Origin of the sequence: Methyloceanibacter sp. (assembly GCF_050999895.1) — a bacterium.
Classification (GTDB): domain Bacteria; phylum Pseudomonadota; class Alphaproteobacteria; order Rhizobiales; family Methyloligellaceae; genus Methyloceanibacter.
Genome location: NZ_JBPCOU010000027.1, coordinates 1 through 24,110 on the forward strand (window position 1 = coordinate 1; position 24,110 = coordinate 24,110).

General features: G+C 63.4%; 16 protein-coding genes and 1 pseudogene. 10 read left to right on the top strand and 7 right to left on the bottom strand.

Annotation, left to right across the window (positions count from 1 at the left end; genetic code table 11):
• Positions 1–212, bottom strand: a 212-nt coding sequence (locus ACR2J1_RS02865) for an aminotransferase class V-fold PLP-dependent enzyme (RefSeq protein ID WP_434017844.1), incomplete at its 3' end; no start/stop codon positions are given.
• Between the two features lie 256 nt (positions 213–468).
• Between ACR2J1_RS02865 and ACR2J1_RS02870 the strand changes: the two genes are divergently transcribed.
• Positions 469–1,140, top strand: a complete 672-nt coding sequence (locus ACR2J1_RS02870) for an alpha/beta hydrolase (RefSeq protein ID WP_434017845.1) — start codon at positions 469–471, stop codon at positions 1,138–1,140.
• A gap of 12 nt (positions 1,141–1,152) precedes the next feature.
• On the top strand, positions 1,153–2,331 hold the full coding sequence (locus ACR2J1_RS02875; RefSeq protein WP_434017846.1) for an exo-beta-N-acetylmuramidase NamZ family protein: 1,179 nt from the start codon (positions 1,153–1,155) through the stop codon (positions 2,329–2,331).
• Between the two features lie 36 nt (positions 2,332–2,367).
• Here the strand turns inward: ACR2J1_RS02875 and ACR2J1_RS02880 are convergent, their stop codons facing one another.
• Entirely contained in the window at positions 2,368–3,036 is a 669-nt protein-coding gene (locus ACR2J1_RS02880) for a carbohydrate-binding family 9-like protein (protein ID WP_434017847.1), read from the bottom strand.
• Between the two features lie 133 nt (positions 3,037–3,169).
• On the opposite strand from ACR2J1_RS02880, the gene tyrS reads away from it, so the two are divergent.
• Positions 3,170–4,420, top strand: a complete 1,251-nt coding sequence (gene tyrS / locus ACR2J1_RS02885) for a tyrosine--tRNA ligase (RefSeq protein ID WP_434017848.1) — start codon at positions 3,170–3,172, stop codon at positions 4,418–4,420.
• 12 nt (positions 4,421–4,432) lie between these two features.
• Here the strand turns inward: tyrS and ACR2J1_RS02890 are convergent, their stop codons facing one another.
• Positions 4,433–8,149, bottom strand: a complete 3,717-nt coding sequence (locus tag ACR2J1_RS02890) for a YhdP family protein (protein WP_434017849.1) — start codon at positions 8,147–8,149, stop codon at positions 4,433–4,435.
• 504 nt (positions 8,150–8,653) lie between these two features.
• Here ACR2J1_RS02890 and ACR2J1_RS02895 point away from each other — a divergent pair.
• The gene (locus ACR2J1_RS02895; RefSeq protein WP_434017850.1) at positions 8,654–9,289 is read left to right on the top strand and encodes a bactofilin family protein; all 636 of its coding nucleotides are present in this window, start codon (positions 8,654–8,656) and stop codon (positions 9,287–9,289) included.
• Between the two features lie 81 nt (positions 9,290–9,370).
• On the opposite strand, the gene prfB is transcribed toward ACR2J1_RS02895, so the two are convergent.
• The 3 genes from prfB to ACR2J1_RS02910 form a co-directional block, all read right to left on the bottom strand.
• Positions 9,371–10,478 (bottom strand): peptide chain release factor 2 gene (gene prfB / locus ACR2J1_RS02900; RefSeq protein WP_434017851.1). Its coding sequence is split into 2 segments (ribosomal slippage): positions 9,371–10,408 and positions 10,410–10,478, totalling 1,107 coding nucleotides; the frame shifts between segments, so codons are not numbered across the junction.
• Between the two features lie 68 nt (positions 10,479–10,546).
• Positions 10,547–13,177 (bottom strand): penicillin-binding protein 1A, encoded by a 2,631-nt coding sequence (locus ACR2J1_RS02905; RefSeq protein WP_434017865.1) that lies wholly within the window; start codon positions 13,175–13,177, stop codon positions 10,547–10,549.
• Between the two features lie 226 nt (positions 13,178–13,403).
• On the bottom strand, positions 13,404–14,648 hold the full coding sequence (locus ACR2J1_RS02910) for an N-acetylmuramoyl-L-alanine amidase (protein WP_434017852.1): 1,245 nt from the start codon (positions 14,646–14,648) through the stop codon (positions 13,404–13,406).
• 594 nt (positions 14,649–15,242) lie between these two features.
• Between ACR2J1_RS02910 and ACR2J1_RS02915 the strand changes: the two genes are divergently transcribed.
• Positions 15,243–17,957 (top strand): Rne/Rng family ribonuclease, encoded by a 2,715-nt coding sequence (locus ACR2J1_RS02915; protein ID WP_434017853.1) that lies wholly within the window; start codon positions 15,243–15,245, stop codon positions 17,955–17,957.
• 3 nt (positions 17,958–17,960) lie between these two features.
• Here the strand turns inward: ACR2J1_RS02915 and ACR2J1_RS02920 are convergent.
• A pseudogene (locus ACR2J1_RS02920) lies at positions 17,961–19,075 on the bottom strand (pyridoxal phosphate-dependent aminotransferase).
• Between the two features lie 267 nt (positions 19,076–19,342).
• Between ACR2J1_RS02920 and ACR2J1_RS02925 the strand changes: the two are divergent.
• The 5 genes from ACR2J1_RS02925 (at position 19,343) to accC (ending at position 24,105) form a co-directional block, all read left to right on the top strand.
• Entirely contained in the window at positions 19,343–20,764 is a 1,422-nt protein-coding gene (locus ACR2J1_RS02925; protein ID WP_434017854.1) for a M48 family metalloprotease, read from the top strand.
• Between the two features lie 40 nt (positions 20,765–20,804).
• Positions 20,805–21,686 (top strand): DsbA family protein, encoded by an 882-nt coding sequence (locus tag ACR2J1_RS02930; RefSeq protein ID WP_434017855.1) that lies wholly within the window; start codon positions 20,805–20,807, stop codon positions 21,684–21,686.
• Between the two features lie 128 nt (positions 21,687–21,814).
• The gene (gene aroQ, locus ACR2J1_RS02935) at positions 21,815–22,267 is read left to right on the top strand and encodes a type II 3-dehydroquinate dehydratase (RefSeq protein WP_434017856.1); all 453 of its coding nucleotides are present in this window, start codon (positions 21,815–21,817) and stop codon (positions 22,265–22,267) included.
• Between the two features lie 21 nt (positions 22,268–22,288).
• A complete protein-coding gene (locus ACR2J1_RS02940; protein WP_434017857.1) occupies positions 22,289–22,750 on the top strand; it encodes an acetyl-CoA carboxylase biotin carboxyl carrier protein in 462 nt (153 codons plus the stop codon).
• A 14-nt stretch (positions 22,751–22,764) separates the two neighbouring features.
• Positions 22,765–24,105 (top strand): acetyl-CoA carboxylase biotin carboxylase subunit, encoded by a 1,341-nt coding sequence (accC, locus tag ACR2J1_RS02945; RefSeq protein ID WP_434017858.1) that lies wholly within the window; start codon positions 22,765–22,767, stop codon positions 24,103–24,105.
• The last annotated feature ends 5 nt before the right edge of the window (positions 24,106–24,110 follow it).

Consider the following 24,110-nt stretch of genomic DNA (forward strand, 5'->3'; position numbering starts at 1 on the left):
CCGCCACTCGTAAAAATGACATCTTCGGGATGCGCGCCGGCCAAAGCGGCGACCTTCTCCCGCCCAGCCTCAATCACGGCGCGGGCTTCCCTGCCCTCGGCATGAACCGAGGAAGGATTGCCGTAGCTCGCAAACGCAGCGACCATCGCGGCCTGCACTTCGGGGCGCAGGGGGGCCGTGGCGTTGTAATCGAGGTAAAACCGCTCGCTCATTCTCTCGGACTCGTCGGCGCCGGCCGGTTAAAAACTTGCACGAGCCCCCGTGGCGCGTGCTATGAAGCCCGGCCGAACCGGATCGCCCCAATCGCGGCCCAGCTGGGAGATCCTTGTTTGGAACAATTCTAATATCAGGTTGGTATAGGATTCTGAGGCGGCTGAGTCAAGGTTCGCGGGCGATTCGCTCCTCAATTGCCCGCCTGACGCAGCTCCGTTCCCCCTTTGGCGCCAACCGTGCTGAGGCAAGTGGTTCATGCCCGAAGTGAATATCAGTGGTCCGAGCGGCAGGATCGAAGCGCGCTATCACCATGAGGGGACGCCGAATGCCCCCGTCGCCCTGATCCTGCATCCGCATCCCCAGTTCGGGGGCACGATGAACAATCAGGTGGTCTACCACCTCTATTACGCCTTTCAGCGCCGCGGATTTTCCGTCCTCAGATTCAATTTCCGCGGCGTCGGGCGGAGCGAGGGCCTGTTCGACAACGGCCCCGGCGAGCTTGCCGACGCGGCCACCGCGCTCGACTGGCTACAGACCTACAACGCCGACGCCCATACGTGCTGGATCGCCGGGGTGTCGTTCGGCTCCTGGATTGCGATGCAGCTTCTGATGCGCCGCCCGGAGGTCGAGGGCTTCGTCTGCGTGGCGCCGCCCGCCAATCTCTATGACTTCACCTTCCTCGCGCCCTGCCCCTCCTCGGGCCTGATGGTCAACGGCGCTAAGGATCGAGTCGTGCCGACGGAGTCCGTGAAGACCCTTGTCGAGCGGCTCAAGACGCAAAAGGGGATCGTGGTCGAGCACTCCACCGTGCCGGAAGCGAACCACTTCTTCGAAGGCCGCATGGACGGATTGATGGAAGTGGTCGACGGCTATCTCGACAAGCGCCTAGGCAAGGGCAAGACGAAACGGAAAGACTCCGCGGCCTGATCCTACGGCCGTGTGCGCAATCCCACTGGTGCCATGCTGCTCGGCTCGGAACGACTCCTCGCCTCACCCCGCCTGAACGGGCTGCGCGTTGGCATCCTGGCCAACCTGGCCTCGATCGATCACAGCTTCACCCACATCGTCGATCAGCTCAGCCGATCGACCACGTGTAAGCTCGCAGCGATCTTCGGGCCGCAACACGGCTACCAATCCAACCTCCAAGACAACATGATCGAAACGCCGCACGCGAAAGACAAGCGGCGCGACATACCGATCTTCTCGCTCTACAGCGAGACGCGCGAGCCGACGCGCGACATGCTGAGCCTGATCGATGTGCTCGTGATCGATCTCCAAGACGTCGGCGCACGCATCTATACCTTCATCTACACGATGGGCAATTGCCTGCGCGCCGCGGCGGCGGCCGGAGTCCCCGTGATCGTTTGCGACCGGCCAAACCCAATCGGCGGGTTGGCGATCGAAGGCATGACGCTCGAGCCGGGTTACAAGTCGTTCGTGGGCCAGTTCCGTATGCCGATGCGGCACGGCATGACCGTCGCGGAGCTGGCGCGCCTCTTCAACGAGCATCACGGCATCGGTGCAGAGCTCGAGGTGGTGACGATGCAAGACTGGTCGCGCAAGATGTATTTCGACGCGACCGAATTGCCGTGGGTGATGCCCTCGCCCAATATGCCGACGCTCGACACGGCCATCGTTTACCCCGGCACGGTGCTGCTAGAAGGGACAATTCTGTCGGAAGGACGCGGCACGACGCGACCGTTCGAGCTGGTCGGAGCGCCCTGGCTCGACGGCGAGGCGCTCGCGGCGCGGCTGAACGGCATCAGTGTGCGGGGCGCGCATTTCCGCGCGGTGAATTTCGAGCCGACCTTTCAGAAACACGCGCAAATTGCTTGTGGCGGATGCCAGATCCACGTGACCGATCGCGAGGCGTTCGAGCCCGTGAAGGCCGGTGTCGCGGTGATCCGCGAATGCTATGGCTCCGCTCCGGACGCGTTCGCGTGGCGGGATCCGCCTTACGAATACGAGCACGACAAGATGCCGATCGACATTCTGGCGGGCTCGCCCGCCTTGCGTCAACAGATCGAGCAACAAATGTCCCTCGACGAGATCGCCGCGAGCTGGGACCTTGGAGTGGCGGAATTCGCGGCGGTGCGACAGCAATATCTTCTTTATTAACCCGCGCTGCGGTCGTCGTTGTCGCGAGCCGGGCAGTTACTCGAAGTCGAGCTCCCCGAAGCGGTTGGGCTGGTGGAAGTCGAGACGATCGCCGATATCCGACCATGCGACCCAATGCGGATGCGACGAGGCATCGGCGCATTTGTAGAAATTCGCCCGCCAACTCTGCCCGCTCAAATTTCCGAGCGGACCGACGAATACCTCGAAGAGCGGGAGGGGCACGCGAAACGAGATCGTCCAAACGAGAGGGCCGGACAGTTCCTCGGAGAGCGGCCGCGGCAGCGAAGCATGCGCCGCGATGGTGCCGGCACTCTCTTCCGGGACCGGGGTATGGCTCGCGAAGGAGCCATCGGCGCGGCGTGGCTGATCGATGTACCACAGCAGCAAGGTCCCGATCGCGTTCCACTCGAAATTGAAATAGCCGGCGTCGGCACGAGGTTCGACGAAAAACTCGACGCAAGAGTCCTCGTGCGTCGGCGCTTGATAGGCGGTAGATCGCGCGAGCACATAACGGTCCTCCACGCGGAACATGCAAGCGAGAGCGCGGTCGTCGTGGAGGAGCCTCGCCTCGGTTTTCGGCCGATGCTGGCTGCTGCGGGGATAGAAGCGCGCAATCGACAGGGTCTCGGCCGCGGCCCATGCGGGGTCTTCCCAGGCGGCCGCGGTTTCCGGCAAGCTTTCGGCGCGGCGCACCAGGTAGCGCATCTGTGTTTGGCCCGACCCTAGATCAGCGCGGCCGGCTATCGCCTGCCCGCCGTGCAATTTCCCTGCAAAGCTGGTACAGCCTCAAGCCTCAAAGTCGAGCCCACGCCGCGATTAAATCGACCGAGTCTTTCGCATGCACGCCAAATCGGAATTTCTCAGCGAGCTTAAGGCCCGCGGCTACATCCACCAATGTACCGACGAGGCCGGTCTCGACAAGCTCGCACGCAACGAGGTCGTCACGGGCTATATCGGCTTCGATTGCACAGCGCCAAGCCTTCATGTTGGCAATCTGCTCGGCATCATGATGCTTCGGAAGCTGCAGCAGACCGGGCATCGCCCCATCGTCCTGATCGGCGGCGGCACGACCAAGGTGGGCGATCCCTCCGGTAAGGACGAGGCGCGCAAGCTCTTAAGCGACTCCGAGATCGCTGCCAATATTGCCGGCATCGAATCGGTGTTCGCAAAGTTTCTGAGCTTCGGCGACGGCCCGACCGACGCGCAGATGGTCAACAATGCGGACTGGCTGGAAGAGCTGAAATACATCGATTTCCTGCGCGGTTACGGCCGGCTTTTCAGCGTCAATCGAATGCTCGCCTTCGATTCCGTGAAGCTCAGGCTGGAGCGCGAGCAGCCTCTGAGCTTCATCGAATTCAATTACATGGTGCTCCAGGCCTACGACTTCGTGGAGCTCTATCGCCGTTCCGGCTGCCGCTTGCAGATGGGCGGATCGGATCAGTGGGGCAACATCGTCGGCGGCATTGAGCTTGGCCGCCGCACAGAGAGCGTCGAGTTGTTCGGCCTCACCACCGCGCTCCTCACCACCGCGTCCGGGGCCAAGATGGGCAAGACCGCGCAAGGTGCGGTGTGGCTGAACCCCGACATGCTGAGCGCCTATGATTATTGGCAGTTCTGGCGCAACAGCGAGGACGCCGACGTCGAGCGCTTCCTCAAGCTCTTCACCGAGCTGCCCCTCGACGAGATTGCGCGCCTTGCCAAACTGAAAGGCGCGGAACTGAACGAGGCGAAGAAGATCCTCGCGACCGAGGCCACCGCGCTCGCGCATGGACGCGATGCAGCAGACCGCGCCGCGGAGACTGCCCGCACCACGTTCGAGGAGGGTCATATCGCCTCGAGCCTCCCCACCCTGGAGGTGCAACGCGCCGATCTGGAGAAGGGCCTCGGGGTCCTCAACGCAAGCGTGGATGCGGGGTTCGTGCAATCGACCGGGGAAGCGCGGCGTCAGATCAATGGCGGCGGCATCAAGGTGAACGACGATGCCGTCAGCGACGCCAGGCGCCTCCTGACCCTCGCCGACCTCACGCCGGAGGGCGTCATCAAGCTCTCGCTCGGCAAGAAGCGTCACGTCCTAATCCGGCCGGTCTAAGGCGCAAGACGCTCAGCGCGGCGTGTTCTCGAAGCCCGTAGCTGAAGGGGTCTGCTCAGGAATAGCTCCGCCGGAGAACTCGAAGATCTGCCGGAAGATGCCGGGCGTCATGACCGACATCGGATTCACGAGCACGGCGGGATCGTCGAGCTTGCCCTTGATGGCGAAGGTAATGCCGACAATGCCCTCGCCCGGCCGTCCCACCAAGACCTTGCCGAGAATGGGAATGGCGCCGAGCGCCGAGTTCAGGCCGTAGAGCGGCACATAGGTGCCGCCGAGATCCACGGTCTGCGACTTGAAGTCGACCGTGCCGCGCATGGTGGCGCCGAGCGCCGGGCCGTTCATGTAGGCGTCTTTCAAGCGGAACTGGCCACCGCCGACGGAGAACGGCGCGCGCAATTTGTCGAAAGCTATCCGCGACTTGTTGGCCTGCGTCGCCTGCTCGCCCAGGGCCGCGGTGGCATTGGGATCGGAAAGCACATTGCTCACGACGGAATCGCCGAGGACGGTGAAACTTCGCGCCCACAGAATCCCCGTCTTCTCTCCCGGACCGCCGGCATCGAGATTGACCTGCAAGGAGGCCTCGCCGCCCTCGACATTGGGATAGAATCCGACGAGGCGGAACGCCGCGCCGGCGTCGCGCGATTCAGCCGTGATCAGGCGCGACCCTTTATGGTCCTCAATCTTGGCCGCTGCCGGGGCTTTGCCGTTCAGCTCACCGGTGGCATTGAGCGCGACGAGACGGCCTTTGCGCTTCTTCAGCGTCACCACCGCATTGGCGACGGTGGTGTTGTAAGAGCCGACCAACGAATTCACGCGCGCGGTAAGATCGATGTCAAACGGATCCGGCGATTCCACCGCGGTATCCGCAAGTTGGCCTGCGGAGAACAGCGACTGGAAGAATAGCTTGCCGTTATAGCTCGGCCCCTGCGCCGTGATCGCCAAAACCTGATCGTCACGCACGGTCGCGGAGATTTCGATATGGGTCTGAGCATCGAAAGAGAAATCGGAAAAATAAAGGGATTTGAGGTGCTGTTCCGGATCGAGCGCGATCCAACCGTCGATGGTCATCTGGTCGCCGAGCATTCTGAAGTTCTTGAGCTCGGTGGAGCCGTCCTCGGTCTGCGCCACGTCGAACTGCACCGATGCCGCGCGCCCCTTCGCTTTAGTCCAACCCATGCTGCCAAAGATGAGCTCGGCGCTGGTGAGATCGGCCTGCATGCTGATCGTCTGCTCCCCTTGGGCATTGTTGGTCATGGAGAGCGTGGTCGGCAGCGGGCCGCGCACCAGATGGTTGATCTTGATGCCGAGCTTATCGCGCGCGGCCTCGTCGAGGAGCGCCATGACCTTGATGGGAGGCTGCTGTTCTTCTGGCGTGTAGAAGATGCGCTGCCAGGCAAGCTGTGCCGGCACGCCCTTGATGATGATATCGCCCTTGGCCTCCACCGCCTGCTCGGTGATGTTGACGTCGACGGCGCCGCCTTCGACGCTCAATTTTCCCCCGACATTCGAGGCAACGGCATCATCGAGTCGCGCCATGCCGTTCAGCTTGATGTCCTTGAACTCAAGTTCCTTCATCAGTGGCATTTTGAGCGTGAAGTCGCCGTTGGCGGTGCCGCCGAAATCCTCGGGCCGCATCTTCACCGCCGTGATGAAGCCAAGCGGCTCGTGATCGAGAAGCTGGAGGACGGAGGGCGTCGTGCTCCGCGCCTTGAAGGTGATCTCGCCCTGCTGCGGATCCTGGCGGAGTTCGGGGATGAAGAAACGGCCTTCGCTGAGCGCGATCTCCGCGCCGGACGGCAAGCCGATCTTGGCGCTCGGGATATCAACGGCGAACACGGTCCCGGACACGCTAAGCCTGGCCGCCTTCGTCGCCACCGGGGGCATTTTTGGAATGTAGGTGATGTTCATGTCGGCAAGATCGAGCTCGACATTGATGGCGCCGGGAGGCACCTCGCCGCCGCTCTCGATTTGAGCAAGCTCGCCGGGCTGCAACGCGAGACTGAACTTGCCGCCTAAAACCTGACCGCCGCTCACCCGTTCCAGAGCCCACTCCCGAGCGCCGCCCGCGAGAAATTTCGGCCACAGCAACTTCAGCGTATCGAGGGACATCGGGCTGACCGTGCCCGCGAACTTGACCTCCGGCGACCCGGGCGCATCGATCATGCTGCCGGCAAACTCGATGGAAGCCGTGCCGGAGCGAATAATGAACTTCGAGATCGTGACCTGACTGGAGCCCGGGGCGATATTGCCGGCGACCAACCATTCATCCACGCGTATCGTCGCCAGGCCCACCTCCTCAACGCCAAAGACGGCGTCGTCGGCCTTCAGGGCGAAATTCCAGGAGGTCGGCGCACCATTGGCATCACGAACGGGCCGGAATTGGCCGCTGATGGTCGCTTCGCTGTTTCCCCATTTCAGGGTCGAGGGCAGGAGCTCCGCCCTGTCTTCCCCCTTGACAAAGCGCACGCGCAGTTTTCCTTCGTCGATTTGCATCGACCTATCCGGGTCCCAAGGCGTGGTGAGCTGGCCGGGCTTGAGATGGAACTCCGCCTCGCCGGCTATGAAGTCGCCGGAGTGAGACAACTCGACATTCGCCTCGCCGGTGACCGGCATATCCAGCGCCTTGAGCAGGCCGATCGACGGGAACTGTTCGGCGATGCCGGAGGGTACGAGGTCCTCGATGAGCGCGGTGAAACTGAGGCCCTGCCGCTTGCTCAGCTGCTCGGTGCGAAACTCAAGTCCCCATTCCCCCTTGGATGAGGAGAGATTGGCGTGGCCGACAAGAATGCTGCGCCGATTGCGATGATTGAGATCGACGGCGAAATCGGGAACCTGCCATTGGGTCTGCGTGCCGTTCTGGTCGAGGACGACGACCGCATTCTTGACCCCGAAGCGCGTCAGATAGGAGCTGCTGCCGCTGCGGGCGCTCTCGAAGATCTGTGTAATGGTGCCGGTGATATCGAACGGACGCCCGGAGGGAATCATGTCGGGTGGCCGCTCGCCGCGCTTGGCGATGACGGTCTCGGAGGGAGTCCGGCGGATCTCGGTGGAGTTCTGCCCATCAGGCGGAAGGGACCCGCGGATGAGCGCTTCGCTTTCCGAAACGGTCGACTTTGAGAAGCTCAGCGAAAGGCCCTGGTCGGATTCGTAGAACAGCAGCAGCCGGGGCCCAATGAAATCGACGCTGCCCGGGGCGATGCGGCCGGAGAGCACCGCGCTCCCGCTTAAGCCGATGGCGGCGAGCGGTGCCTGCGCAACGGTTGCGCCCTCCTTGTCGATCAGCCTGATGTTGCGGAGCCTAAAAAGAACCCCGGGGCCGTCCGGCGAGCGCTGGAGAATGGCATCGTCGATCCTGACGTGAAGGCCGGTGAGCTCGCCGTTAATGGCGTTCTCGAGGACGGGGACGAGGCTTGGAAACGAGATCGGGCCGCGCGCGAGACGACCATAGCCGCCGACGATTGCGATAAGTCCGACTACCACAATGCCGGCGAAGATCTCGCGACAGACATGGGCGCCGCGCTTGCCCAACTTGCGAAGCTCGACATGGACGGGCTCGGGGACGCTTTTGACGAGCGCACGCCCGCGGACTCCCATTTTGCGGAGCTCGACTTGAACGGGTTCGGGGACCCCCTGCTTGATCAGGGCGCGGCCGCGAGTCGTCAGATCGACGAGAGCTTTTCGGCCTTCCGACAGCTTGTTCAGGGCGCCTGCAATCGGCTCAGTCATCCGTCGAGAGCCCCCGCGCGCCATGTCGGCGCCGTGTCTCACCGCCACCCAGCTTTTGCGTGTCGGAACGAAGGTGAGCGGCGTCGCTAACCGGGCCTACGCGACGACTCGATCCGCTCATGGCCGTTGTCGGATTCCCCACGGCAAGGCCCCTCACCCCACGATGAGCCTCACTACCACGCCGCACCGGGCTAGGGTAAGGGCTTGATCTATAAGAGGCAGTAAAATCGGCTAAAGGAAGGCGCCGCCCCGTGGGCGTGCGGTTGCCCAAAACAACGGCACTCGCTCCGCTGCGGCGCAGATCATTGCAGCAATAGGCAAGAAGGTCATGACAACAAGCCGCTAAGGCGATATTCTGCGCGGCGGCCTGGGGCGCTGGCGTTTGCTCTTTCGATCAAATCACTGCGGCAAGGCCTTCAGAAGGCAACTGGTCAGAAGGCAGGGCCGAGCGCCACGGCTTTTTCCGGCGCTGAGCCCATCGTATTTCCTTCGGGAGGAGTTCGCATGTTCACCAAAAAGCCGGAGCAACCGGGCGGCAGTTCTCTAGGGCGTATGGGCGAAGGCAGGCTGGGCGAGCGGCCGGGCGGCGAAAGCGCCTCGCCTCTCACCGAGCGGTCGGCCACGGGCTATGTCAAGACGCCGACCGCAAGCCCAAGCAAATCCGTACCGTCCATCATCGGCGAGGACCTGACGGTCACCGGCAACGTCACCTGCAAGGGCGAGATCCAGGTCGATGGCGAGATCCAGGGCGACGTCCATTGCGGTTCGCTCCTGCTGGGTGAAACCTCCAAAGTCACCGGCGGCGTGATCGCCGAGGATGTCGTGGTGCGCGGACGCGTCACCGGTTCCATTAGGGGTCTCCGCGTGACGCTCCAGGCCCAATCCCACGTCGAAGGCGACATCTACCATCAGAGTCTCGCGATCGAACAAGGGGCCTATTTCGAGGGCAAGTCACGCCGCTCCGACGACCCTATGTCGGGAGCGGGCACGGGCGCCAGCGACAAGCCCGCCGCTGTCCCGGATCGCGGCCATCGCAGCGAGAGACCCGGTAGCTTCGAGCAGCGGACCGAACGCAGCGCCGACGCCGAGGCGAAGCCTTCGTCAGGGGACACCACGAAGTCGTCCACCGCCGCCGAGTAGTCCCTGCAACACTGCGATTCGCCGGGGCACGCCATCGGCATGCCCCGAGCAGGGCGACTCCGCGGAGCGATCCGCGGCGCGCTAGGACGCTGCCTGGATACGCTCGGCGAGCGCGGCCTCAATGAACTGATCGATGTCGCCATCCAGCACGGCCGGCGGGTTGGTGCTTTCCACACCGGTGCGCAGATCCTTCACAAGCTGATAGGGCTGCAACACATAAGACCGGATCTGATGGCCCCAACAAATGTCCGATTTCGACTGCGCGGCCGCGTGTGCGGCATCCTCGCGGCGCTTTAGCTCAGCCTCGTAGAGGCGCGCGCGCAGCATTCCCCAGGCCGTGGCGCGGTTCTTATGCTGCGAGCGCTCGTTCTGACACTGGACGACGATGCCCGTCGGAATATGCGTCATGCGGACCGCGCTGTCGGTCGTGTTGACGTGCTGTCCTCCCGCACCGCTGGCGCGATACGTATCGATGCGGACGTCCTTGTCCTTGATGTCGATGGAGATCGCATCGTCGACGACGGGATAAACTGAGACCGACGCGAAACTCGTATGCCGGCGCGCATTGGAATCGAACGGCGAGATGCGTACGAGACGATGCACGCCCGATTCCGTCTTCAGCCAGCCATAGGCATTCAGCCCCTTCACCAGGATCGTCGCCGACTTGACGCCGGCTTCCTCGCCGGGATGCTCGCCGATAATTTCGACCTTGTAGTCGCGACCCTCCGCCCAGCGCAGATACATGCGCTCGAGCATCCGCGCCCAATCCTGGCTTTCGGTGCCGCCCGCACCGGCATGGACCTCGACATAGGCGTCGTTGGCATCGGCCTCGCCCGAGAGGAGCGCCTCGACCTCACGGGTGTGGGCTTCCTGCCGGAGCCGCTTCAATGCCTTTTCCGCCTCGGCGACGACGCTGTCGTCGTCCTCCTCCTCGGCCAAGGACACGAGTTCGACATTGTCCTCAAGCTCCTTGGTCAGGCGCGAGAATGCGGAAAGGCTCGCTTCGAGCTGCTGGCGTTCGCGCATGAGGCCTTGCGCGCGGCTGGAGTTGTCCCAGAAATTGGGAGCTTCGGCTTCGCGGTCTAGCCGTTCCAGCCTGTCCTTGGCTTGGTCTGGGTCAAAGATGCCTCCGCAGCAAGGTCAGGGACTGCTTGATTTCATCGACGATCGATTCGATTTCAGCGCGCATCATATCCTCTAGACATAGCAGAGCAGGTCCGAGAGGACCCGCTGTCGTCGGTTCGGCCAGATGGAAATTTAGTAGAGGCCGCCGGTGCCCGATGTCAAAGCGCGATCATCGTCGGGCGGCACGGGATAGCCGGGCTGCTGCGCGGGCGGCATCGGATATCCCGGCGGCGGTCCAGACATCGGTCCAGACATCGGTCCAGGTCCAGGCGCCGCGCCTGGGGGCGGTCCAAATCCATCGGGGGGAGGCTGTTGCTCGTAGCCGTCGGCCGCCATCGCCGCGCCCTCTTCACCCGACATGCCCTCAGCCTCGGCGGGGGGCGAACCGTACGGCTCCTGGCCAGGCTTGAAGGCCTCCATGATGGCCGTCTTGTCGCCGGGACTGGCGGGCAAGCCGGTCTTGTGATTGACGCGGATCAGCTTGATGCCGGGCGGCGCACGGAACGGCACCGGCGGCACCTCGACCAGAGCCGTCTGCACGAAGTCTCGGAACACAGGGGCTGCAACGTTGCCGCCGGTTTCGCCGTGACCCATGGGACTTGGATTGTCGAAGCCGATATAAACGCCGACCACGAGGTCCGGCGTGAAACCGATGAACCAGGCGTCTTTCTCGTCATTGGTGGTGCCGGTCTTGCCGGCGATCGGCCGGTTCAGAACCTTGAGCTTTTGCGCGGTGCCACGCTGCACGACCCCTTCCATGATCTCCGTGATCTGAAATGCGGTCATGGGATCCAGAACCTGCTTGCGATCCTCGGCAAGCTCGGGTTCGGCTTGGCCCTTCCACTCGCGTGCATCGCAGCCTTGGCAGTCGCGATTGTCGTGGCGCCAGATGGTTCTGCCGTAACGATCCTGAACGCGATCGATCAGTGTCGCCTGCACCTGCTTGCCGCCATTGGCGACCATCGAATAGCCGGTCACCATGCGCATCAGCGTGGTCTCGCCGGCGCCGAGGGCCATGGAGAGCGCCGGCATCAGATTGTCGTAGACGCCAAAGCGCCGCGCATATTCGCCGATGATCGGCATGCCCATGTCGCGGGCGAGCCGGACCGTCATGAGGTTGCGCGACTTCTCAATGCCGAAGCGCAAGGTGGACGGTCCCGCGGCAGAGCCGGCATCGTAGTTTTTCGGGCACCATTGCGGCATGCCTGCCCCCTGATCGAGGCAAATCCGGCCGTCAACGATGATGCTGGACGGGGTGTAGCCGTTATCGAGGGCGGTTGCGTAGATCAGCGGCTTGAAGGAAGAGCCCGGCTGCCGGCGCGCCTGCGTGGCACGGTCGAACTGACTTTCCGCGAAGCTGAAGCCGCCTGCAATGGCGAGAATGCGCCCGGTGTGAGGATCCATCGCCACGAGGCCGCCGCTGATCTTCGGCACCTGCTGGAGCGACCATTGACCCTTGACGTTTTCGGGGTCGCCGGCTTTGCCGTCCTTGTCTTCCGTCGGCGCGCGCGGCGACACGTAAATCACGTCGCCCGGCTTCAGCACTTGAGTCATGGAGGTCGGGTTGCCGCCGAGACCGCGCTCAAGCTTGGGCCGCGCCCATTTGACGTCTTCGAAGGGGATCACACCCTGCTCGCGGTCGGCGATCAGCGCACCGGAGACGGTGCGGCCGGGGCGCAGGCCGACGACCGCCTTGTCCTTGGACACATCGAGAACCACGGCAAGACGCCAAGGATCGATGTCGGACCAGACCGGCATGGCGCCGAGCGTTTTGCCCCAGTCGCCGGCCAGCTCCATCTTCTTGAGCGGCCCGCGCCAGCCGCCGCGACGATGATCGTAGGCGACGAGACCGTCGACCAAGGCCTTGCGGGCGACGCGCTGCAGTTGCGGGTCGAGCGTGGTGCGCACGGAAAGACCGCCGCCATAGAGCTTGTCTTCGCCGAACACGTCGAGAATTTCCCGGCGCACCTCTTCGGCGAAGTATTCCGACGCAAAGATCTTCGGACCGAAGGTTCGCGCTTGAACGCCGAGCGGCTGGGCCTTGGCAGTTTCGCCGTCCTCATGGGACACGAAGCCGTTCTCGACCATGCGGTCGATCACCCAGTTGCGGCGGGCAATCGCGCGCTCTGGATACTTGAAGGGATTATAGTTGCTCGGCGCCTTCGGCAGCGTCGCGAGATAAGCGACATCGGCAATCGTCAGCTCGTTGAGCGCCTTGTCCCAATAGGTCTGCGCCGCCGCGGCGACGCCGTAGGCGCCAGCACCGAGATAGATCTCGTTCAGATAGAGCTCGAAGATCTGCTCCTTCGTGAAAGCGCGCTCGATTCTGATCGCGAGAATCGCCTCCTTCAGCTTGCGCTCGATGGTGACGTCGCTCGTGAGCAGGAAGTTCTTGGCGACCTGCTGCGTAATGGTCGAAGCGCCGACGACGCGCCGCCCGGCCTGCACATTGTTCAGGTTGGTGACGAGCGCACGCATGATGCCCTGAATGTCGAGGCCGCCATGCTGATAGAAATTCTTGTCCTCCGCCGAGATGAAGGCCTGGAGCAAACGCTCGGGCACGGCGGTGAAGGGCACATAGATGCGCCGCTCGCGCGCAAACTCGGCGATGAGGTTGCCGTCATTGGCGTGGATCCGGGTCATCACCGGCGGCTCGTACTTGGCGAGCACTTCGTAATCCGGCAGCTCCTTGGAAACCTTCCAGAGGAAGAACGCCGCTGCGCCCCCCACGGCGACGAAGACGATCATGCCGGCGGCAAACATGAAACCGAAGAAGCGCAGCAAGAAGCCGCCGCGACGTCGGCGCCCTCGCTGTTCCGGCGGCCTGATCGGAGCCGTAATATCCATGCTATTTCCCGTCCCGTGCCCGGTTTTGAGCGCGAAAACCCGCCCGGGGCCACCCTAGCCAAGATTATGGCAATAACAAGCTGGCGTCCCGCAAATTCTCAGGCTGCGCCTGGAAATTACGCCGCACGGAGGCCGCGTCGCCTCAATAGGGGATGCGGGCAAGCCGCTTGGCGAAATAGGTATCGATCGCAGCGACGATCGCGTCGGCGGTGCTGTTCTGCCACGCGTCCGAGGTCAGGCGTTTCTCGTCATCGGCATTGCTGAGAAAGCCGAGCTCCAGCAGCACAGACGGCACGTCGGGGGCTTTCAAGACGCGGAAGCCCGCCGACTTCATCGCCTTGGAGTGCAGACCCGCTCTGCCTTCGTGCAGCTCCCCCACCATCGAGCGGGCGAACACCACCGAGCGGTTCTGCGTCTCGCGGCGGGCGAGGTCGAGAAGAATGTTGGCTACCACTTCGTCGGACTCGTCCTGGAGCTCGACGCCGGCGATGGCGTCGGAGAAATTTTCCTTCGCCGCGAGTTCCTTCGCCTCGTCGTCGGAGGCCTGCTCCGACAGCGTGTAAAGCGTGGCGCCGCGGGCGAGGTCTGGATGCTTCGGCACCGAATCGGCGTGGATCGAGAGGAACAGTCCCGCCGCTTTCGCTTGCGCGAACGCCACGCGCTCGCGCAGCGGCAAGAACGTGTCGTCCTCGCGCGTGAGGAAAATCTCGTAACGGCCCACCGCATCGAGCTTCGCCTTGAGAATCTTGGCGAAGGTCAGCACCACCTCCTTCTCGGTGATCCCGCTTTCGCCGCGGGTGCCGGGATCGACGCCGCCATGACCCGGATCCAACACCACCACAGGCTTTCCCCTCGAGGGCTGGACTTGCGGCTCGGGCGGCCGAATGTCGGCGACGCTCGCGGCGGTCTTGGCGCGCGATTCGGCGAGCTTGGCCGTGAAGGTCGCCGCGTCGGTCGGGACGAGATCGATGACGAGGCGCGCCGGCTGGTTGTCGCTCGGATCGAGCACGAAGGCTTTATCGATGAGGAAGGGCCCGCCGATATCAAGAACGATGCGCGACTTGCCGGGCGCGAACAGCCCGAAGCGGTAGGCGGTGACGAGGCCCCTTTGCTCCTTGCCGATACCGTCGGGCATCTGGAAGCTCACATCCGGCACATCAATGATGACGCGATAGGGATCGCCGAGGGCGAACGCGTGAACTTCCACCTTCTTGGAAAGGTCGGCGATGAAACGCGTGCGCTCGCGGTCGCCTGCCAAGCGGGCATCCTTGGCGATCATCGGTTTGGAGTCGGCAAAAACTTGTCCCGCCTCCCCTAGGCCGACCATCAGCGTCAGGAGAAAAGCGCATATCCGCCAAATATTTCGCAAGCCATGCTCGCGGCGCATCGTGTCCAGCCTAACCAATCTTGTGCGCTCAATTTTATGCTTCCGACTGAGCACCCACTCTGGTGCAAAATCGGCCCATCCTAAGCAAATCTTAGCCGCAGCGTGGTTAAGGCAAGCTTGTGACGCTTTTGGGGGCACCCACCCAACGCTTGCCAAATCTCCCGCCAACCCCGTATGAAGGAGAGGCCCTCATTCGGGAGCCGGAGCCTTGGACGCCAAACTGGCGATACGGGCGAGTTCTTTCGGGCGTTTGGTCCCTGCGAACGGACCTTGACGCGGAAAAGCAGTGGTCGTGCCTATACGACCGCCGGTTGAAAAGCTTCTCAAACCGCGGCTTAAGCCCGGTAGCGAGGACTGCGATGCAGACTCAACGGATAGGGACTAACCTCGGAAAGTTGGAAACATTTTCCGGGACGCTGACGGTATGCCAGGCGGTTGCAACCGCTTCTGGCAGAAGCGGCGATTGTCCCGCCATGCCTCATCGCAGCGAATCATGGTCTATTGGTCATTGGCGCGCGCAGGCTGTCGGCTCAAGCACGGTCCGGTGGATATTTGCCCCGGCCTCCCCGACCCGCGTGCGGGAGAATAATTCACATGACAAGCAAAATGCTAATCGATGCGGCGCACCCGGAGGAAACCCGGGTCGTCGTCGTGAAAGGCAATCGCGTCGAGGAGTTTGACTACGAGTCAGCGAGTAAAAAGCAACTCCGCGGCAATATTTATCTTGCGAAAGTCATCCGGGTCGAGCCGTCGCTGCAAGCGGCGTTCGTCGATTACGGTGGGAATCGGCACGGATTCTTAGCTTTCACCGAAATTCACCCCGACTACTATCAGATTCCGGTCGCCGACCGCCAAGCGCTACTTGACGAGGAGGCCGAGGAGCAAAGCCGCGCCAGCGCTGCCGAGGCTGCCGAGGACGACGAGGCCGCCGCGGGCCGTGGACGCCGTAATGGTGGCCGCGGCAGAGGCCGTGGCCGTGGCCGCCCCGACACGCGACACCCTAAAGAGGGCGAGCGCGGAGCCACCGCCGGCAGCGCCGAAACCACCGAGGCGACGGAGCACGGCGCTTCCGAGAAGGAAGCCCCGTCCCAGAAGCCCACGACGGTCGTGCTGGAAGGGAGCGATCTCGTCCATGAGGTCTCGGAGCCTGCGGAACGCCCGGCCGACGAGGATGCGAACGAGCATCCCCCCGAGCAAGAACGGTCATCGGTCGAGCAGATCGAGGATGACGAGAGCGAGGATGACGAGGAAGGATCCGATCCGTCCGTCGGTCAGCGCGTCGAACTCACCGAAGAAACCAATGGTGCGGCGCCCGAGCGGGTCGAATCGGTCGGCTCGGAAGATGCGCTTGAGGAAGTGCCCGAGCGCGCACGGCGCCGCCGCGGCCGTCCCTACAAAATTCAGGAAGTGATCCGCCGGCGGCAGATCATTCTCGTGCAGGTCGTGAAGGAAGAACGCGGCAATAAGGGCGCCGCCCTCACCACGTATCTTTCGCTCGCCGGCCGTTACACCGTGCTGATGCCGAACACCGCGCGTGGCGGCGGCATTTCCCGCAAAATCACCAATCCCACTGACCGCAAGCGCTTGCGCGAGATCGCGGGCGAGCTCGAAGTGCCGGAAGGCATGGGGCTCATCATCCGCACGGCGGGCGCGCAACGCACCAAGACGGAGATCAAGCGCGACTACGATTATCTCCTTCGGCTGTGGGAAACCGTGCGCGACCTCACCCTCAAGTCGACTGCCCCTGCCCTCGTCTATGAAGAGGGCAATCTCATCAAGCGTTCGATCCGCGACCTCTACAACAAGGACATCGACGAAGTTCTCGTCGCGGGGGACGACGCGTATCGTGAGGCGAAGGACTTCATGCGCATGCTCATGCCGAGCCATGCCAAGAACGTGAAGCCGTATAAAGACCCCGAGCCGGTATTCATCCGCTTCCCTGTGGAGCGCCAGCTCGCTGCGATGTTCTCGCCGCAAGTGGTCCTTAAATCCGGGGGCTATATCGTCATCAACCAGACCGAGGCGCTTGTCTCGATCGACGTCAACTCCGGCAAGGCCACGCGCGAGCACAATATCGAGGATACTGCGCTCAAGACCAATCTCGAAGCCTCAGAAGAAATCGCCAGGCAGCTGCGCTTGCGCGATCTCGCCGGCCTCATCGTCATCGACTTCATCGATATGGACGAGCGCCGCAACAACCGGCTGGTCGAGCGGCGGCTCAAGGAATCGCTGCGCCACGATCGTGCCCGCATTCAGGTCGGCCGCATCAGTCATTTCGGCTTGATGGAAATGTCGCGGCAGCGTCTGCGCCCGGGCATGCTCGAGGGCTCAACGAGCCCGTGCCTAATGTGCCAGGGTACCGGCATCGTACGCTCGGTGGAATCCGTCGCGCTCGACGTCCTGCGCTCGCTCGAGGACCGGCTCATCACCGACGGCGTGGTGCCGCTGGTGGCCACCACGGCGGTCGATGTCGCGCTCTATATTCTCAATCAGAAGCGCGCGCATCTGAAGGATACCGAGGCGCGCTATAGGGTGCCGATCACGGTTACCGCAGACTCCACCATGCATATCTCGCAATTCGTGATCGAGCGCGGCGCGGAGGGCGTGCACGCTCACGGCGATCACGCCGTGGTGCATATGGATTGGGCGCACCATGAACCTAGCGCCGAAGCCCCTGCCCCCGCCGCGACCGCGACCGCGACGACCGCAACGGAGTCGGAGAGCGAGCAGGCGCAACGGCGCGGGCGGCGGCGCAAGCGGAAGCGCCGCGTTCCGGGCGAGGAGCAGGATACCCGTTCCAAAACCGCCACGAACGGTGCCGAAGCGTTGGAGCAGGAAGCGGACGAAGAAGACAACGACGACGAGCAAGCGGTCGAGGTTTCGGCCGAAGCGAGCGTCAATCCCGGAGAAGACGGCGCCAGCGCCCGCAAGCCGCGACGCAGAGGCCGGCGCGGTGGAAGGCGCCGGTCCGGTCAGCGACCGCCTCGTCCCGAAGCCGAAGCCGGAAGCGAAGGCGGTAGTGAGGCTTCCGACCGCGAAGACCTGGGCGGAGCCGCCTCCAACGCCGCAGAAGAGGCGCCCCCGCGCGAAGAGAGCGAGCGCCGCGTCGAGCCGAATGGGTCGGGCCGTGAGCAGACAGCGCAGGACAGTGATGAGGGCGAGCCTCGACAACAGCGGCAAGGCGAACCGCAACCTCTCTACGACAGCGTAACGCAAGACCGCGAGGAGGCTCCGCGCCCGGAAACTGCCGTGCAGGCCGAGAGCGGGGATGAGTCAGAACCTCGCCGCCGCGGCTGGTGGCGGCGCTAGGCGCTATCTCATCCTGAGCCACGTGCGCACGCGCGTTACAGCTTCACGCATCGCGTCGTGCGGTCCTGCATAAGACAGCCTTACGAAACGCTTGCCACGCTCGGGGTCGAAATCGATCCCGGGCGTGATTGCGACACCGATCTCTTGCAGCATCGCCCGGGCGAACGCCGCGCTGTCGTCGGTCCAGTGGCTGAAATCGGCATAGAGATAGAAGGCTCCGTCGGCCGGCAATATGTCGCGAAACCCCGCGCGCGGCATCTCATCCAGCAATAGGCTTCGATTCCGCGCGTAGACCGCCTTCACCTCTTCAAGCTCCTCGATGGCATCGAATGCGCCAAGCGCGGCGTGCTGAGAAATCGCAGTCGGCTAAATGTAAAGGTTCTGCGTCAGCCTCTCGATGGGCCGCACCAAATCTTGCGGCACGACGAGCCAGCCGATGCGCCAGCCGGTCATGCTGAAATATTTCGAAAGCTGTTGACGACGATGGCCTTGTCCCAATGCGCAAGCGCCGTCTCCGCGGGCGCGTCATATTCGAGGGCGTGCGTGATAGATCTCATCGGAAATCAGCCAGAGCCCGTGCTTTCGGCATGCTTGGGCGAGTTCAGCGAGCCGCCCGCCGACCGTCATCGTGCCGGTGGGGTTGTTGGGGCTTGCTACCAGCAGGCCGACCGCGTTCTCGCTGGCCAGACGCTCGACGTCGCGCGCCGTCGGCATCCAGCGGCCTTCCGGCGCAGTCTCGATCAGGAGTGGCCGGCAGCCGAGCGTCTTCAGAATTTGCCGGTAGCAGGGATAGCCGGGCGACGGCAGCCCGAGCGCGTCGCCTGGGTCGAGCAGGGTGAGAAAGGCGAGCACGAAGCGGCGGCGGAGGAGCCGGCTGTCACCACCACGCGCTCGGGCGACACGCTCGAGCCGTAGCGCTCGCGGATATGCAGCGCGATGCGCTCGCGCAATTCCGGTAGGCCCAAGGCTTCGGTATAGCCGAGACGATCCTCAGCAAGCGCGGCTGCCGCCCTTTCGCGCGCGGCGCGGGGCGCCGGCGTCCCCGGCTGACCGACTTCCATGTGGATGATGTCCTCGCCCGCGCTTTGACGCGCGTTCGCCTCCGCCATGACGTCCATGACGATGAAGGGGTCAATGCGGCTGCGGCTGGCGAGCCGGAGATTGCGTGTGCCGCGCGGGTGTCCCTTGGATGCCTCGTTCACGTCGACGCTCGCGCTTTGTTGAAGGGCCTCAAGGTTCGCTGTCACGTTGTCGCCGTATTCGAAAGTCAGTCAGGCAAATCTGGGCAATGGCAAGGCTGAAGGACCCGCCCTCGCCTTCGGCGCCCGTCGTTCAGGCGCAAGCCCTTTGCCTGGCATACGCAAGGCACTACGATCAGACCCATCATGCCTCTCCTGACCGAGCCCCGAAATCGTCGAGCATCGCGGCTGCTGCGCGCCCCATTCGTCGGTGCACTCGCCTTTGCCGTGGCCTTCTCGACATCAGCCAATGCCGGAGGGGGGCTGATCCGGGACGCCGAAACTGAGAACCTGCTCAGGGATTACGCCAAGCCGATTTTCACCGTGGCCGGCCTCGGCTCCCAGGGCATCAAGATCCATATCGTCAACGACCGCAACTTCAACGCCTTCGTCGTCGACGGGCATAACATGTTCATCCATGCCGGCGCGCTGATGAACGCCGAGACGCCCAATCAGATGATCGGCGTCATCGCCCATGAGAGCGGGCATATCACCGGCGGCCATCTGGCGCGCTTGCGCAGTCAGGTGTCACGGGCGAGATCGGCGGCGCTGATGCTGCAACTGCTCGGCCTTGCCGCAATGGCGGGTGGAGCGATCGCGGGTGCGCCAGGCATCGGGCAGGCCGGCATGGGCGCGGCTTTCGGTGGCACCGACGCCGCCATGCGCAGCGTGCTCGCTTATCGTCAGAACGAAGAGTCCTCGGCCGACCAGGCCGCCATGACGTTTCTCAACGGAACGAAGCAGTCCGGGCGCGGCATGCTCGAGACCTTCGAGTTCATGGGCTCGAAGCTATACGGCGTGGAAGGGATCAATCCCTATCTGCAAAGCCATCCCATGCCACAGCAGCGCATCTTGCAACTACGCGAGCTCGTGCATGCAAGCCCCTATTTCGACAACACCGACCCGCCGGACCTCAAGTTCCGCCATGACCTCGTGAAGGCAAAACTGTTCGGCTTTCTCGACAAGCCGCAGATCGTTTTCAATCGCTACCCGAAATCAAACCAAACGCTGCCCGCGCTCTATGCGCGCGCGATCGCGACCTATCGCGACGCCGGGGTTCAGGTCGCCATGCCCCAGCTCGACGCGCTCATCGCCGCCAAGCCGGACTGGCCGTATTTCTACGAGATCAAAGGGCAGTTCTTGTTCGAAAGCGGCGATCCCGCCTCCGCGATCCCCCCCTTGCGGGAGGCCGTGAGGCTGGCGCCGACCGATCCGCCCATCCGCATCATGCTTGCGCAAGCTTTGCTGGGGACCTCGAACCAGGCGACCCTGGACGAGGCGATCACCAATCTCCGCACTGGACTTGCCCAGGAGGACAGCTCCTCAATGGCCTACCGGCAGCTCGCCGTCGCCTATGCGCGCAAGGCCGACACGGTGAAGGCGTCCGGCGCCAAGCGGCAATTCATGGCACAGGCCGAGCTTGCGTCCGCCGAGGCCTATTTCTATGAAGGGCAACTCAAACTTGCCAAGCAGCAGGCAAAGCGAGCCAAAGCGGGCCTCATCGACGGCACGCCCAATTGGCTCAGGGCCGACGACATTCTCGCCTTCGAAGTGCCAAGAACCAACTGAGAGCCGACACCCCCCTCTTCCAACCGTGGAGACCTCACGCATGAACCCTAGGACAGGCCTCACCACCGCCTTGGTGGCCGCCGTCGTCGCCGCTCTCGTCACGGTGGCCGGCCTCGCAATTGCTGGGCGGTTTGCCCCTGGCCACGGCGGCTCATCGGGAGGGGCGGTCGACCAGGCGAGCATCGATCAAGCGGTGGCGAACTATCTGTCCAAGGCTCCCGCGGGCGCATCGCCGGGGGCCAGTGTGGACGAGAAAAAGGTTGAAGAGATCGTCCGCGGCTACCTCACCAAGAACCCCGAAATTCTCGTCGCCATGACCACCGAGCTCGACCGGCGGCAACAGACCGAGCTTGAGTCCAAGCAGCGCAAGACCATCAGCGACAATGCCGAGGCGCTGTTCCGCTCGCCGAATTCTCATGTGACCGGCAATCCCAACGGCGACGTCACCGTGGTCGAGTTCTTCGACTATAATTGCGGCTTCTGCCGCCGCGCGCTGCCCGATCTCGTCAAGCTTATCGAGAACGACGGCAAGGTGCGCGTGGTCCTGAAGGAACTCCCGATCTTCGGCGAGGATTCTGAGGCCGCGGCCAAGGCGGCGCTGGCGGCCGACAAGCAGGGCAAATATTTCGAGATGCATCAGAAGCTTTTCAACGAACCGGGCAAGGCCGACAAGGCAAAGGCGTTGCGTGTTGCCGGCGAGCTTGGTCTCGACGTCACGCAGCTCGAGAAAGACATGGCGGGTCCCGAGGTGCAGAAGGCGCTAGATGAGGCGCGTGAGCTCGCGCAGAAGCTTGAACTCCAGGGCACGCCCTTCTACCTCATCGGCGACCGCACCATTCCGGGGGCGCCTGAAGATCTTCAGGACCAGCTGGCGGCGAAGGTGAAAGAGGTGCGCGAAAAGGGATGCGAGACCTCCTGCTGAGGCAGTCGCCCGAGGGGTAGCGAGAGCAGCACACTTTTGCGGAACGGCGGAAAAGCTGATAAAGGGGCCGCAGCGCTTGCTTCGGCCGTCTTTTCCGCGCGCGGCTAGCCATCCTCACCGCATTCGCCATGACCAAACCGATTTACGTCCTGAACGGTCCCAATCTCAACCTGCTCGGGTCGCGTGAGCCGGACGTGTACGGCAAGGAGACCTTGGAGGATATCCGGGCCCTGTGCGAGCGGAAGGCTGCGGCTTTGGGGTTATCCGTCGATTTCCGCCAAAGTAACCACGAGGGCGAGTTGGTAGCCTGGATCCAGGAGGCTAGGCTTGACGCAGACGGGATGATCGTGAATGCCGGAGCCCTGACCCATACGTCCATCGCCATGCTCGACGCATTGCTCGCCTGCCCCGTTCCATCGGTCGAGGTGCATTTGACGAACATTTTCAAGCGCGAGCCGTTTCGCCATCAGTCCTACATCTCCAAGGGGGTGAAGGGGATGATTTGCGGCTTCGGCAGCCTGAGCTATGAGCTTGCCATCGAGGCGCTTGCCGCCACGATCGATGCAAGCAAATCCGGCTGACGGCGAAAGGGGACGCCGCCGATGAGCAGAAAGGACAGCAGCTTCGACAAGGACCTCGTCCGCGAGCTTGCCGCGCTGCTCGACGAGACGGGCCTGACCGAGATCGAGATCGAGCAGGACGGTCACCGCGTGCGCGTCGCCCGTGGCGCCCCGGTCGTTTCGGCCTATCTGCCCGATGTCGGCGGGAGTGACTTGCGCGAAGGCGGACCGCGCCTCACCCGCAACGACGAAATCGTGGTGCATCCCGGCACCGTCACCTCGCCGATGGTCGGCACGGCGTACCGTTCGCCGGAGCCTGGCGCGCCGCCTTTCGTTGAGATCGGCTCGCGCGTGACGGTCGGGCAGACGCTCGTCATCATCGAGGCCATGAAGACCATGAACCAGATCCCCTCGCCGTTCGCCGGAACCGTCGTCGCCATTCTGGTCGAGGACAGTCAGCCCGTCGAATATGGCGAGCCGCTTGTTGTGATCGAGCAAGGGTAGATGCGTCCGAGGCGATGTTCGACAAAGTCCTGATCGCCAATCGCGGAGAAATCGCACTCCGCATCCAGCGCGCTTGCAAGGAGCTCGGTGTTGCGACCGTCGCGGTGCACTCAACCGCCGATGCCGACGCCATGCATGTGCGCCTCGCGGACGAGAGCGTGTGCATCGGCGCCGCCCCCGCCAAGGACAGCTACCTCAACATTCCGCAGATCGTCGCCGCGTGTGAGATCACCGGCGCCGACGCCGTACATCCGGGCTACGGGTTTCTCGCCGAGAATGCCCGCTTCGCGGAGATCCTCGAAGAACACGACATCACCTTCATCGGCCCGAGCGCCGAGCATGTGCGCCTGATGGGCAACAAGATCGAGGCCAAGGACACCGCACGCAAGCTCGGCATTCCGGTCGTGCCAGGCTCCGACGGCCCCGTCACCGACCTGAAGCAGGCGAAGAGGCTCGCCCGCGAAATCGGCTATCCGGTCCTGGTCAAGGCGGCGGCAGGCGGCGGCGGTCGCGGCATGAAGGTGGCACCCACCGAGACGGAGCTTGAAGTCGCGATCTCCACGGCGCGGTCGGAGTCAAAAGCCGCGTTCGGCGACGACACGCTCTATCTCGAGAAATATCTGATGAAGCCGCGCCACATCGAGGTGCAGGTGCTCGCCGACGGCCTGGGCAACGCCATCCATCTCGGGGAGCGCGACTGCTCCTTGCAGCGCCGACATCAGAAGCTCTGGGAAGAGGCACCCTCGCCCGCCCTCAATCAAAGCGAGCGCGAGACTATCGGCGCGACGGTCGCCAAGGCCATGCAGGATCTGCGCTATCGGGGCGTTGGCACCGTGGAATTCCTCTACGAGGGCGGCGAGTTCTTCTTCATCGAGATGAATACGCGCCTGCAAGTCGAGCACACCGTCACCGAGATGATCACGGGGCTGGATCTCGTCATCGAGCAGATCCGCATTGCTGCCGGTGCGCCGCTCTCGCTGCGGCAAGAGGACATCCGCTTCAACGGTCACGCCATCGAGTGCCGCATCAACGCTGAGAACGCGCGCACCTTCCGGCCGTCGCCCGGCACCATCACGCATTTTCACACTCCGGGCGGTCTCGGGGTTAGGGTCGATTCCGGCGCTTACGCGGGCTACACCATTCCCCCTTACTATGACAGCCTGATCGCGAAGCTGATCGTGCATGCGAGGACGCGGAACGAGTGTCTGATGCGGCTGAAGCGTGCGCTCGGAGAATTCGTGGTGGACGGCGTGGAGACAACCATTCCGCTCTTTATCTCGCTCATCGGCGAGCCCGATATCGTCGACGGCAACTATGATATTCATTGGCTGGAGAAACATCTCGCGGAGGGTTGAGCGCG

Excerpts from the sequence above, each read along its gene's own strand:
- ACR2J1_RS02880 (WP_434017847.1), bottom strand. The coding sequence starts at position 3,036 with ATGCGCTACCTGGTGCGCCGCGCCGAAAGCTTGCCGGAAACCGCGGCC.
- tyrS (WP_434017848.1), top strand. The coding sequence starts at position 3,170 with ATGCACGCCAAATCGGAATTTCTCAGCGAGCTTAAGGCCCGCGGCTAC.
- ACR2J1_RS02895 (WP_434017850.1), top strand. The coding sequence starts at position 8,654 with ATGTTCACCAAAAAGCCGGAGCAACCGGGCGGCAGTTCTCTAGGGCGT.
- ACR2J1_RS02915 (WP_434017853.1), top strand. The coding sequence starts at position 15,243 with ATGACAAGCAAAATGCTAATCGATGCGGCGCACCCGGAGGAAACCCGG.
- ACR2J1_RS02925 (WP_434017854.1), top strand. The coding sequence starts at position 19,343 with ATGCCTCTCCTGACCGAGCCCCGAAATCGTCGAGCATCGCGGCTGCTG.
- ACR2J1_RS02940 (WP_434017857.1), top strand. The coding sequence starts at position 22,289 with ATGAGCAGAAAGGACAGCAGCTTCGACAAGGACCTCGTCCGCGAGCTT.
- ACR2J1_RS02870 (WP_434017845.1), top strand. The coding sequence starts at position 469 with ATGCCCGAAGTGAATATCAGTGGTCCGAGCGGCAGGATCGAAGCGCGC.
- ACR2J1_RS02930 (WP_434017855.1), top strand. The coding sequence starts at position 20,805 with ATGAACCCTAGGACAGGCCTCACCACCGCCTTGGTGGCCGCCGTCGTC.
- ACR2J1_RS02905 (WP_434017865.1), bottom strand. The coding sequence starts at position 13,177 with ATGTTTGCCGCCGGCATGATCGTCTTCGTCGCCGTGGGGGGCGCAGCG.
- aroQ (WP_434017856.1), top strand. The coding sequence starts at position 21,815 with ATGACCAAACCGATTTACGTCCTGAACGGTCCCAATCTCAACCTGCTC.
- accC (WP_434017858.1), top strand. The coding sequence starts at position 22,765 with ATGTTCGACAAAGTCCTGATCGCCAATCGCGGAGAAATCGCACTCCGC.
- ACR2J1_RS02910 (WP_434017852.1), bottom strand. The coding sequence starts at position 14,648 with ATGCGCCGCGAGCATGGCTTGCGAAATATTTGGCGGATATGCGCTTTT.
- ACR2J1_RS02890 (WP_434017849.1), bottom strand. The coding sequence starts at position 8,149 with ATGACTGAGCCGATTGCAGGCGCCCTGAACAAGCTGTCGGAAGGCCGA.